This window comes from Sphingobacterium spiritivorum ATCC 33861 (assembly GCF_000143765.1).
In the GTDB taxonomy this organism is placed as follows: domain Bacteria; phylum Bacteroidota; class Bacteroidia; order Sphingobacteriales; family Sphingobacteriaceae; genus Sphingobacterium; species Sphingobacterium spiritivorum.
This window is the reverse complement of sequence record NZ_GL379777.1, coordinates 8,709-20,337: the sequence shown is the minus strand read 5'-3', so window position 1 is coordinate 20,337 and position 11,629 is coordinate 8,709. Positions and strand designations below refer to the sequence as shown.

At 32.3% G+C, this 11,629-nt stretch carries 10 protein-coding genes; 7 read left to right on the top strand and 3 right to left on the bottom strand.

All coding sequences use genetic code 11. The features are described 5' to 3' along the window. The first annotated feature begins 752 nt into the window (after nt 1-752). Together HMPREF0766_RS20405 and HMPREF0766_RS20400 are read left to right on the top strand one after the other, a co-directional pair. Complete coding sequence (locus tag HMPREF0766_RS20405) at nt 753-1,985, top strand: transglutaminase-like domain-containing protein (RefSeq protein WP_003001646.1); 1,233 nt, start codon at nt 753-755, stop codon at nt 1,983-1,985. A gap of 273 nt (nt 1,986-2,258) precedes the next feature. Beyond that, complete coding sequence (locus tag HMPREF0766_RS20400) at nt 2,259-3,773, top strand: alpha-L-fucosidase (RefSeq protein ID WP_003001643.1); 1,515 nt, start codon at nt 2,259-2,261, stop codon at nt 3,771-3,773. A 65-nt stretch (nt 3,774-3,838) separates the two neighbouring features. On the opposite strand, the gene HMPREF0766_RS20395 is transcribed toward HMPREF0766_RS20400, so the two are convergent. Further along, complete coding sequence (locus HMPREF0766_RS20395) at nt 3,839-4,087, bottom strand: hypothetical protein (RefSeq protein ID WP_003001641.1); 249 nt, start codon at nt 4,085-4,087, stop codon at nt 3,839-3,841. 196 nt (nt 4,088-4,283) lie between these two features. Between HMPREF0766_RS20395 and HMPREF0766_RS20390 the strand changes: the two genes are divergently transcribed. The 5 genes from HMPREF0766_RS20390 (at nt 4,284) to arsB (ending at nt 9,484) form a co-directional block, all read left to right on the top strand. Further along, a complete protein-coding gene (locus tag HMPREF0766_RS20390) occupies nt 4,284-6,407 on the top strand; it encodes a catalase (protein WP_037461043.1) in 2,124 nt (707 codons plus the stop codon). A gap of 522 nt (nt 6,408-6,929) precedes the next feature. Then, complete coding sequence (locus HMPREF0766_RS20385; RefSeq protein WP_003001635.1) at nt 6,930-7,259, top strand: ArsR/SmtB family transcription factor; 330 nt, start codon at nt 6,930-6,932, stop codon at nt 7,257-7,259. 88 nt (nt 7,260-7,347) lie between these two features. Then, nucleotides 7,348-7,821, top strand: coding sequence for a DUF6428 family protein (locus HMPREF0766_RS20380; protein WP_003001633.1), 474 nt, complete (start codon nt 7,348-7,350; stop codon nt 7,819-7,821). A gap of 14 nt (nt 7,822-7,835) precedes the next feature. Continuing rightward, nucleotides 7,836-8,450, top strand: coding sequence for an arsenate-mycothiol transferase ArsC (locus tag HMPREF0766_RS20375; protein ID WP_003001630.1), 615 nt, complete (start codon nt 7,836-7,838; stop codon nt 8,448-8,450). Between the two features lie 2 nt (nt 8,451-8,452). Further along, nucleotides 8,453-9,484, top strand: coding sequence for an ACR3 family arsenite efflux transporter (arsB, locus tag HMPREF0766_RS20370; protein WP_003001628.1), 1,032 nt, complete (start codon nt 8,453-8,455; stop codon nt 9,482-9,484). A gap of 497 nt (nt 9,485-9,981) precedes the next feature. Here the strand turns inward: arsB and HMPREF0766_RS20360 are convergent, their stop codons facing one another. Both HMPREF0766_RS20360 and HMPREF0766_RS20355 read right to left on the bottom strand, forming a co-directional pair. After that, entirely contained in the window at nt 9,982-10,173 is a 192-nt protein-coding gene (locus HMPREF0766_RS20360) for a hypothetical protein (protein ID WP_003001623.1), read from the bottom strand. A gap of 738 nt (nt 10,174-10,911) precedes the next feature. After that, nucleotides 10,912-11,520, bottom strand: a complete 609-nt coding sequence (locus HMPREF0766_RS20355) for a master DNA invertase Mpi family serine-type recombinase (RefSeq protein ID WP_003001621.1) — start codon at nt 11,518-11,520, stop codon at nt 10,912-10,914. Nucleotides 11,521-11,629 lie beyond the last annotated feature (109 nt).

Below are 11,629 nucleotides of genomic sequence, written 5' to 3'. Positions count from 1 at the left end.
ATTAATTACTAACCAAGTTTACAATAATTTCAATAAAATATATGATTTAAGACCTCTTTTAGAACAAGCTTTTTTATACCCGTTCACCAACTTTTCATACCAAGCTATCTAATATGAGAGATTACACTACCATCCCGGCACTTTTATGTTAACACGCTATTATACTCCAAAAGATCAATGAATTAAAGCTATATATCTTAAATTGACTCCGATGGTTTTGAATACTTTGAATAGCTTTTTGTTAAAATGATTATCAAACAACCAGTTTTGCCACATTATAACATAATCAATAAAAAAGAAAAAGAAGGTAAAAAACGTTTTGATTGAGTAAACTTAATGAGTCTGTAGTAATACAAGGATTTTATGTTTAAGGTTAGGCATAAATAGTCCTCCGCTGATTAAATGGTTTAAACCATATAAAGAATCTGCAATTGATGGTCTAAGTGAACTTAGCAGAAGACCGTATAGATCCACAGCAAAATAACGAAAGAGGACAAACACAGAATTTAGTACATTTTAATGTAGTAGACTAAAAGAAACCCTTATTTGAGTCTTCGATATCAACTACAACCATTCATAAAATCCTTAAAAGAATAATAAACAAGTTTAAAGCTTAACTGTTACAATCTTCAAATAAACCCGTTATAACCATCCAATACCAGATTATAGTGTCAATACACACTAGAAATATTTTAAAAAAATTATACTTTTATATCTATAAATCTTATCAATTATTATAACCCTTAAGTCGAATGAAATTTTTAATTACATTTTTTCTGATAGCATTTCTTACATTTAGCTCGTTTGCGCAAACTAGTTCTCCAAAATGGAATAAATTTCTTTCAGACTTTAAAAAGTTAGAGCAGGAATATAACATCTATTATCCAGCTAAAGATTATCAAAAAGCAGCAACTATTTTAGATAAAATAGCTGCTACATTAGATACTTTACAGTTATCTGAAAAAGAAAAGCAAGATTTTAAACCAACTATCACAGAAATATATGCAAATGTGTACTATAACCTTGCATGTTTACAATCATTACTTAATCAAAAAAAACAAGCAATCACAAGTTTCGAGAAATCAATTAAATGGGGATATACTGATTATCAGAATGCTTTGAACGATGCTGATTTAAATAATATCCGTAAGGAAACAAAGTTTGTTAAAGCGTTCAGCCAATTGAAGCAATATGATAAACTATTCTTATTACAACAGTCAGGAAATTATCTTTTGGAAAATTATGAATCTATGCCGGTATTTAAATATGAAGACTCAAATAATCGGAATTTAGTCGAGGTCAAAAATTTCTTCAATTTGGATTCTATAGCTGGAAGTGGAGATGAAATTTCTAAAATCCGAAATATTATGCTATTTGTTGCTAATAATATTAAGTATGATGGAAGCAATTGGGCTTTGTGTGAATTTGATGCCATTGATTTTTATAACTATCACAAGGCAACAGGAAAGGGAATTAATTGTAGACATAAAGCAATGACACTAAATGAACTTTATCTTGCAATGGGATTTAAATCACGATATGTCACATGCATGCCAAAAGACGACCAAGATACAGATTGTCATGTAATCAATAGTGTATATTCTGAAACATTAAAAAAATGGCTATGGATGGATCCTTCACATGGTGCTTTTGTAATGGATGACAATAATAATTTACTAAGCATTGAAGAAGTCAGAGAGGGATTAAAAAACAATCAATCAATGAAGTTAAATGCTGAGACTAAAGTAACTAAGCTTTGGTATTTGGATTACTATATGGCAAAGAATTTATATTGGATTCAATGCACAAACAAAAGCCAATTTAATACAGAGAGTAGATACCGCCCAGCAGATACCGATTTGCAATACATTTCTTTGATTCCAAGTGGATTTGAGATAGATAGTAATAAATATTTAAAGAATAATGTTATTACTCATAACCCGGCTTACTTCTGGAGATCTCCTGAAACAAAAACTATGCAATAGAAAAAATTGAAATAGAATTGACTTTGGAATATCAGTTTCAATTCTGAGGTAAAAGAGTAGGTTAAAATCTACTCTTAAATTTTTCTATATATAGATAGATCTTTTAATTCCCAACCTACGAATGTATTAAATCATGATAAATATTGAAATCCCTACTTCTCAATAATAAAATTTAATCTAAACACTAAAACGTTTTCGTCTTTTTCGCAATCGATTGATGAAATTTGTTTAAATAGTTTGATCTAAATTAGATATCGATTAAACCTCGATATTATGAAAATCTACAGTAGAAATAAATTTGTTTTGTTAGCAATAATGATAATTCATTTTGTTACTCCCAAAATGGTGAATGCACAGTGGACAGGACCAAAAGATAAGCCTAGAGAAAGAAAAGAGTTGAAATATGGTCCAATAACTCCTAAAAACCGAAAAGATAATGATATGAATGCTTTTAGGAACTATGGATTGGGACAATTTATACATTGGGGCGTATATGCTATTCCAGGAAATGAATGGCAAGGAGTAAGTGCAAGAAAAGGTGCTCCCGCTTCTGAATGGATCCGTTCTTGGGAAGGCCCAACCACGCCAAAAAATTGGTTAAATATATATGATAATCTATATAAACAATTCAATCCGAAAGATTTCGCTCCATCGAAATGGGCAAAGCAAGCAAAAGATATGGGAGCAAAGTACATGATATTTACAACTAAACATCATGACGGATTTGCTCTATGGCCTACTAAATACTCCACCTATAATATTTCAAAATCTCCTTACAAAAAAGATATTGTTAAAGAAGTTGTCGAAGCATATACGGCTGAAGGAATAGATGTATTCTTATATTTTTCTGTATTAGAATGGAACAATCCCAATTATATTGATAAAGCTATTGAAACTTCTGAGGAGAAGAAGAAATTCAAAATGTTTTTAGAATATACCAGAAATCAACTATTGGAGTTACTTGAAAATTATCCACAGATAAAAGGTTTTTGGTTTGATGGAACTTGGGATGATTCATGGATCAATTCATATGAATTTACCTATAATCTTGAAAAAGAACTTCGTGAAAAACATCCCGGCCTAATTATCGGTAGCCGTTTTCGAAATGATGAATTTGGCGAAAGACACTTTGACAGCAACGGAGATCTCCTTGGAGATTATGAACAAGGATGGGAAAGAAAACTTCCCGCAAAATATGAATGGCTAAATGGAAATGATTGGGATGCAGTAATGACAATCCCACCAAATGGTTGGGGCTATATGAAAGACTGGTCAGGAATTTATACCAAAACAACAAATGATCTCTTAGACATGTTAATGCGCTCAGTGTCCATGGATGGTAATTTAGTTTTGAACTTTGGACCAGATGGGAACGGAAATATGCACCCTGAAGAAGATAAAATCGCAAAGCAAATCGGGGAATGGATGAAAGTAAATAACGAAGCTGTGTATGGAGTGCGACATGTAGAACTACCAGAGCCTAAACTTGGTTATTATACACAGAAAGATTCAATACTTTACTTAACGGTCTTTAATCGGCCAGTTAACAACATCGCACGTATATCAATTCCAAATAAATTAACTAAAGTTCCTGTTGAAGCAGTGATTTTGGGGCAAAATCAACTATTGAAAATATCTCATTCTGACATTGGTATTGATCTTGATGAAAACAATTATTTTGATATCCAAATACCTACTGAATTTCAATCCTCAAATCCATTTGTTATCAAAATGAAACTTGGGAAGTCAAATTATAAATCCCAAAAACTTATGGATGCAAAAATGTAGATAAATGCAATAGAAAAACTCTACATGCATCAATGTAATTACGAAGGTAAGGAGTAAGCTAAGTCTTACTCCTTCTTATTTAAAAATTTTTTAAATTTTTCAGGTTGCAATTCCTCCATTTCGATTCTACTTTTAATCCACCATCCTGCAGATTCACCATCACCAGATAATGGTACTTCAAGTTGATTTTCGTATAAATATGAATTGTAAATCTCATCAGAAGATAATCCTTTCATCTTAGGATTTAACTTAATGAAATCCTCCTTCAATTCTTCTATTTTGCTTTTAATCTGATCTCTGGTAATTTCTTGCATAATTCATTGTTTATTTAAATTGTATCCTCAAATTCTTCAATTTCTGCAACATTTTAAGTATTTACACATAAATTCTAAACAATCAGAATCAATAGAAGTTTTACAAGACCTTCTATATAATATGCTAACTTCTAAACTTTATGCTTCATATATTGTTTATAAATGGTCTACTATCATAATGGCTAATTATAATACTATGAAAAACCAAAGAGAGAACAAAAAAGTACAGCAAATTGATGATCATGTCATCGATAATAATGGGCGCCTTCTCACCACAAATGATGGTGTTCCAATAGAGGACAACAACAATATGCTAAAAGCAGGCGAACGTGGGCCAGCTTTGATAGAAGATTTCATCTATCAAGACAAAATGGCTCATTTCGACAGAGAAAGAATCCCTGAAAGAGTAGTTCATGCAAGGGGGTCTGGAGCTCATGGAATATTCGAAGCTACAGCAGATATTTCTAAATATACTAAAGCTTCATTTCTTAAGAAAGGTACTGTAACACCACTATTTGTTAGGTTTTCAACAGTTGCAGGATTTAAAGGGTCTACTGATTTAGCTCGAGATGTTAGAGGTTTTTCTGTTAAGTTCTATACTGAAGATGGTAATTATGATTTGGTAGGAAATAATATTCCTGTATTTTTTATACAGGATGCTATGAATTTTCCAGATCTTGTTCATGCAGTTAAGCCGGAACCGAATAATGAAATGCCTCAAGCTGCTTCTGCTCATGATACTTTTTGGGATTTTATATCCTTGATGCCGGAAGCGGCTCACATGGTTATGTGGACCATGTCTGACAGAGCTATTCCAAGATCGTTTCGTATGATGGAAGGTTTTGGAGTTCACACATTTAAATTTGTGAATGCAGAAGGTAAAGGAACATTTGTAAAGTTTCATTGGAAACCAAAATTAGGAGTTCATTCAGTGGCATGGAATGAAGCACAAAAAATATCGGGATTTGACGCCGATTTCCATCGTCGTGATTTATGGGAGAATATTGAAAAAGGAAATTTTCCACAATGGGATTTGGGTGTACAGCTTGTCCCTGAAGAGGATGAACATAAATTTTCTTTTGATTTATTAGATGCTACGAAAATTATCCCCGAAGAATTAGTTCCGGTGGAAATAATCGGAACTATGACTTTAAACAGAAATCCGGAAAACTTCTTTGCAGAAACAGAACAGATTGCTTTCGATCCAGGTCGCATCGTTCCCGGAATAGATCTTACAAATGATCCACTTTTACAAGGAAGAGTATTTTCATATGCTGATACTCAAAACTACCGTCTTGGTGGACCTAATTTTCATGAGATTTCTATTAATCGTTCAGTGAATGGTAAATTTAACAATCAAAAGGATGGTTTTGGAAGACAGGATATTCTTAAAGGAAATGTTAGCTATTTTCCTAATAGTCTTGGTGGAGGTTGTCCTTATCACGCCATGTTAAAAGGAGAAGATGGATTTAAAAGTCATGAAGAAAAGGTTGATGGTAAAAAAGTAAGACGTAGATCCACTTCTTTTGCAGATCATTTTACTCAAGCCAGATTATTCTTTAATTCTCAATCCAAACCGGAGCAGGAACACATGATTAATGCTTATAGTTTTGAATTGTCCAAAGTTAATTCCGTTGATGTTCGCAAAAGAGAATTGGCAATACTTAATCAAATTGATAAAGAATTAGCTGCACGTGTAGGTGCTAATTTGAGAATTGAACCTGCTTCAGAATTGGATGAACTGACTCTGCAATTTGCAAGACAAAATCATCCGGAATATCCTATTAAAACTCCAAAACCGGAAGTTGAAAAATCAGCTGCATTAAGCATGAAAACCAAACCAGGTGAGGGAACCATTGAAACTAGAAAAGTAGCATTTCTAATTGCGGATGGGGTATCAAAAAAATCTATCGATAAGATGAAAACTGCACTTGAAGAAGAAGGAGCTGAAGCTATATTAATTTCCACAAATGTAGGAAAGGTCCAGTTTAAAGAAGGTGGAACTGCAGATATAGAATTTTCATATTTAACAGAGGCCTCTGTGTGTTATGATGCATTTTATACACCTGAAGGAGATTCTGTAAGTGTTTTACAAGACGAGCCAGATTATTTGCATTTTATTAACGAGGGCTTCCGCCACTGTAAAGCAATAGCTTTTGCCACTGATGCTGAAAAACTTATTGACGGAACTTATCTTAGTAAAAATAAAGATTCAGGAGTTATTTTTGAATCCGACGGAAACCTTATTGAAGATTTCATTAAAACAATGAAAGGCCATCGTGTATGGGAAAGGGAAAATACTAGAAAAGTACCTTCATAACCATTGTTTCTCTCTTATCTAGTTAGAAGGTCGTTAAAAAACGACCTTCTTTATTTGATATAATCGTCCAATTAGGATTTACCGATATTTTTAGAATGGTATAAAAATAACAGGCATTAGAGCATTCATCCTCGAATTTTCCACTTCCATTCTTTATGAAAAATTTCTTGATCTATTTCATCCAGCATTTGCTTAATGGTGTAAAATAAATCGGCTTTAAAAGGCTGTATGTAATGCTGTAACCATTCTCCATGATCCTTACGAAACACATACATTGAATTTTTTTTCCTTATTAAACTAAGTATAGGTATTAGTAGCCATATTGCCAGGCCTGATTTCAACTAATACAGTTCTTTCAGAACTGTATTAGTTGAGAATTGAATTAATCCGATATGGCATCAACTCTTTCATCACTTAGATTTGAATTTTAAGTATAAATTAATAGCACTTTTAAATAAAAAAAGATAATCCTTTGATTTTTAAATCTAACATCGTAATATTGCGATTCGAATAATTGTCAAAATGGGACTTACAAAAACTGATATATATAAAGATGACCAAAATAAACTGGCTTCACTTTTGAAGATCTTGGGACATCCGGCAAGGATTGCCATCCTTCAATATATAATCGATCAGAAATCATGTATTTGCAATGATTTGGTAGAAGAATTAGGTTTGGCGCAAGCAACTATTTCACAACATTTAAAAGAATTAAAAAGTATCGGAATTATTCAAGGTTCGATAGATGGTAAATCTGTTTGTTACTGTATTGATGAGAAAATATGGAAACAGTTCCAAGATGAATTTAACATCTTTTTCAATCAAGATGTAAAGGTTAACCACTGTTGTTAAAGCTTTTTTTAAGTTTAAATATCGTAATATTGCTATATAACAATATATTAATAAATACTCTTTTATAACTTTCAAAAATTTAGTTATCATGAAATTATCGGAAATCAAAGAAATCTTACCAACATTAGAAAATGTTGAATTTCAATTAGAAAACGGAACATTTGTTCCTGAGCACTTCCACGTTACAGAAGTAGGACAAATCATCAAAAACTTCATTGATTGCGGTGGAGTAATTCGCCAGGAAAAAGCAGTTAATTTTCAATTATGGAACGCAGATGACTACGAGCACAGACTAAAACCAAGAAAACTATTAAACATTATTAAACTTTCAGAAGAAAAACTAGGAATCGAGGATGCCGAAATCGAAGTAGAGTATCAAAGTGATACTATCGGCAAATATGATCTGACATTCAATGGAAATACATTTATTATGAAAAATAAAACCACTGCTTGTCTGGCTCAGGACGCATGCGGAATTCCGTCTGAAAAAGAAAAGAAAAATTTATCAGACCTTAATACGAGCCAATCATCTTGTTGTACTACTAATTCTGGCTGCTGTTAAATAAATCGAGTATTATGTATCCTATCTTATTAAATACAATCCAGACGTTAGAGTCGAAAGTATCCAATATTGGAGAACGCAAAACAATCCTGCAACCGTTGATTGATTTTATCCAACAAAAAGTAGATAACAAACAAGAGGTAAACATTAATTTCATATGTACCCACAATTCTCGTAGAAGCCACTTAACGCAAGTCTGGGCACAAACTGCTGCATATCATTTTGGAATAAAGAATGTGACTTGCTATTCAGGAGGTACTGAAGATACTGCATTATTTCCTAAAGTAGCAGAAACTTTATTCAATCAGGGCTTTAATATTATCAAAATTGCTGATAGTTATAACCCTGTTTATGCTATAAAGTATAGTGAAAATTCCCAACCCATAATAGGATTTTCTAAAAAGTATGACAGTCTCTTCAATCCCGTATCTTCTTTTGCAGCTATAATGACCTGTTCACAAGCAGATGGTGGGTGTCCGTTTATTGCTGGCGCAGAAAAGAGGATTCCAATTACATTTGAAGACCCAAAAGCTTCTGATAATACGCCTGATCAGATAAAGGTATATGCGGAAAGGAGCTTACAAATAGCAAGCGAAATGTTTTATGTATTCTCAAAAATAAAGCAATAACGATGCAACCAAAATTAAAATTCTTAGACAGATATCTGACATTATGGATATTCCTTGCCATGTTAATAGGCATAAGTCTGGGGTATCTATTTCCTGGCATCTCAAAGATCACAAATACCCTTTCGGTAGGGACAACAAATATTCCGTTAGCGATAGGTTTAATATTAATGATGTATCCACCTTTAGCTAAAGTTGATTATTCATTATTGCCAATGGTATTCAGGGACAAAAAAGTAATAAGTATCTCACTATTACTTAACTGGATTATCGGACCAATCTTGATGTTCATATTAGCCATTGTATTTTTGAGAAATGAACCAGACTATATGATAGGCTTAATATTGATCGGTTTAGCAAGATGTATAGCGATGGTAATTGTCTGGAATGATCTTGCAAAAGGTAACAGGGAATATGCTGCGCTATTGGTGGCATTAAACAGTATTTTTCAAGTTTTCACTTACAGTTTCATGGTTTGGTTATTCATAAATGTCTTACCTGCAAGATTAGGGCTGGCCAATTTTGATGTAAGTATATCCATAATAGATGTCACAGAAAGTGTATTAATATATTTAGGAATTCCTTTTCTAGGTGGTTTTTTAAGTCGCCATTTTCTAGTAAAATCAAAAGGTATAGAATGGTATAACCGAAAATTCATACCAAAAATATCCCCCTTAACATTATATGCATTACTATTTACTATAGTACTCATGTTCAGTCTGAAAAGCGATAAAATACTAGAGCTACCAATGGATGTAATAAAAGTTGCAATACCCTTAATCGTATATTTTGCATTAATGTTTTTTGTAAGTTTTTTCATTAACAAATCCTTTAACGTTCCTTACGACAAAAATACATCAATAGCATTTACAGCTACGGGAAACAATTTTGAATTAGCAATAGCAGTAGCAATAGCGGTTTTTGGTATTCATTCTCCACAAGCTTTTGTAGGTGTTATCGGACCACTTGTAGAAGTTCCTGTTCTGATATTATTAATAAAAGCGAGTTTGTGGCTCAAAAGTAAGTACTACAGATGAATAAAATGTATAAAGAGGTTAGTGGTTAGTGCTAAAATTATTTATGATACTTATCAAGATCTACCTAATTTAGTATTTTTTATTAATTATAGGAATAGCGAGGCACCCACCTCGCTATTATTTAAATTCTATATTGTTAGTTTTAATTGTGCTATATTGCATCTATATTCTAAATGTCCGATAATGGGACTATATAAACTTTTGATTATTATATAGTTTTTGCAAGAGCTTTTAGCCTAAAAAACTCAGATATGCGACATTTTATAATTGAATATAATAAGAAAGATGGATTATGGATCTGCACACATTTAGATTCAGGAGTTTATTGTCAATTTAAAGAACTGAACTTCAATAGAACAAATCAGTTTAACCTATTTGAGTACAGTACTACCCCTATTAATCAACTGAATCAAATAGTAGATCAAATGATTAATTGGCTTCATAAAAATCATTTTGATAAGTTATAGAGAATAGGTTTAAAGCCATATTTCCTATTATTATACTTTATTTTGAATATTTAAGTCATCTATTTTTTGATCAAATTGAGATTCTCCATAATCAATCCTCCATTGAGCAATGAGTACCAATGTTTGAATATAGTTTTTAATTTCCAAACTATGTTCTTCATCAATTGAAAGCATTAAAATATCTTTTCTCCTTGAAAATTTCGTTATAAAGCTATTAATCATAGGTTTAAAAAAAACAAATCATTGATTAAAAACAGATTACACTTTAGGATATGGAAAAAGGAGTTTTATTTTATTGATTTCTAAGCTACTCGAAAACAATATAGACATACTTGTCGGTGTGCAGACAATACCCTACTCAATTTTATCCCGAATACAATAATAACAGACTTGTTGATTTCTTGGGAAGATAGGAATACTATACATCCATTTAGAGGTACGAGGTCGAAAAACTAAAAACCAAGAGTTATACTTAGACGGAAAACTTTACTGACAATGTAAGTACCCCATAATTTCGTAAGTGCAATTCCTATATTAATGGTCAATATTCGAATATACATAATCTATACTTTTAGTAAAGGAATGTTTAGTAATTTGCTTAGAATTTTGACAACAACCATAAATTAAAAGTATCTTCAGTTACTCAAAAGAACTTTAATGAGGGTCATAAGAACTTTCCCTATTTATAGCCCTATCAAACAAAAAACGCATCAATCGTGTGTGAATGATGCGTCTTTAGTAGCCGAAACCGAACGAATCTCGAAACATTTTTTGGAAGATTTGGAGCGGTTGACCGCATTAAATATGGAATATGCTTAGTTGTTGGCAAACAGAAATCCCCCTCTATATTTGATGTAGTATAGAGAAGGTATTCTACTGAAGCCTACGAACAATCTGATTTGAGTTCTATTACGGCGATATTTTTTAATTTAATGCGGTTTACTTTTCAGGATTTATACGTTACCTTACAGACTGCATATCTTGTTCTTTAACAAAAGAAGATACAGTTAATCTATGTACTCCTAAAATTCTTCCAATGGCTGAATAGGAGACCTTTTTATCTAATAATTCTTGTATCTTTTTTTCTTGTCCAGTAAGTTTTGTTTTGGAAGATTTTCTTCCTTTTGGACGTCCTAATACAACTCCCTCCGCTCGTTTTCGAGCCAATGCTTCTTTAGTTCGTTGAGAAATAAGGTTGCGTTCTATTTCGGCTGATAACCCAAAAGCAAAGGCCAAAACTTTGGAATTGATGTCACTGCCAAGACGATAGTTATCTTTGATTGTCCAGACCTGTATATCGCGATTCATACATTCGTTGAGAATGCCCATAATCATCAAGAGATTTCTGCCGAGTCTTGAAAGTTCGGAGCATATCAGAATATCTCCTTTTTTCATTTTTTTGAGAAGCTTACCGAGTTTTCGATCGTGTAGATTTTTTGAACCTGAAATAGTTTCTTCAATCCATTTATTAACGACCAACACATTCTTCTCACAGAACTGATTAAGTTCATAACGTTGGTTCTCTACTGTTTGCTTGTCGGTGCTTACCCGAATGTAGCCGTAAATCATAAATCTTACTTGTTTAAATTAATACTATTTGAAGCTGTATAATATAAACCAAAATAGTATAGAGAAAACATAGGCATTTTTTATAGCAACAAAACCAGCGTTTTTGTTA

Coding starts and splice junctions, on each gene's coding strand:
- HMPREF0766_RS20405 (WP_003001646.1), top strand. CDS start 753: ATGAAATTTTTAATTACATTTTTTCTGATAGCATTTCTTACATTTAGC.
- HMPREF0766_RS20400 (WP_003001643.1), top strand. CDS start 2,259: ATGAAAATCTACAGTAGAAATAAATTTGTTTTGTTAGCAATAATGATA.
- HMPREF0766_RS20395 (WP_003001641.1), bottom strand. CDS start 4,087: ATGCAAGAAATTACCAGAGATCAGATTAAAAGCAAAATAGAAGAATTG.
- HMPREF0766_RS20390 (WP_037461043.1), top strand. CDS start 4,284: ATGAAAAACCAAAGAGAGAACAAAAAAGTACAGCAAATTGATGATCAT.
- HMPREF0766_RS20385 (WP_003001635.1), top strand. CDS start 6,930: ATGGGACTTACAAAAACTGATATATATAAAGATGACCAAAATAAACTG.
- HMPREF0766_RS20380 (WP_003001633.1), top strand. CDS start 7,348: ATGAAATTATCGGAAATCAAAGAAATCTTACCAACATTAGAAAATGTT.
- HMPREF0766_RS20375 (WP_003001630.1), top strand. CDS start 7,836: ATGTATCCTATCTTATTAAATACAATCCAGACGTTAGAGTCGAAAGTA.
- arsB (WP_003001628.1), top strand. CDS start 8,453: ATGCAACCAAAATTAAAATTCTTAGACAGATATCTGACATTATGGATA.
- HMPREF0766_RS20360 (WP_003001623.1), bottom strand. CDS start 10,173: ATGATTAATAGCTTTATAACGAAATTTTCAAGGAGAAAAGATATTTTA.
- HMPREF0766_RS20355 (WP_003001621.1), bottom strand. CDS start 11,520: ATGATTTACGGCTACATTCGGGTAAGCACCGACAAGCAAACAGTAGAG.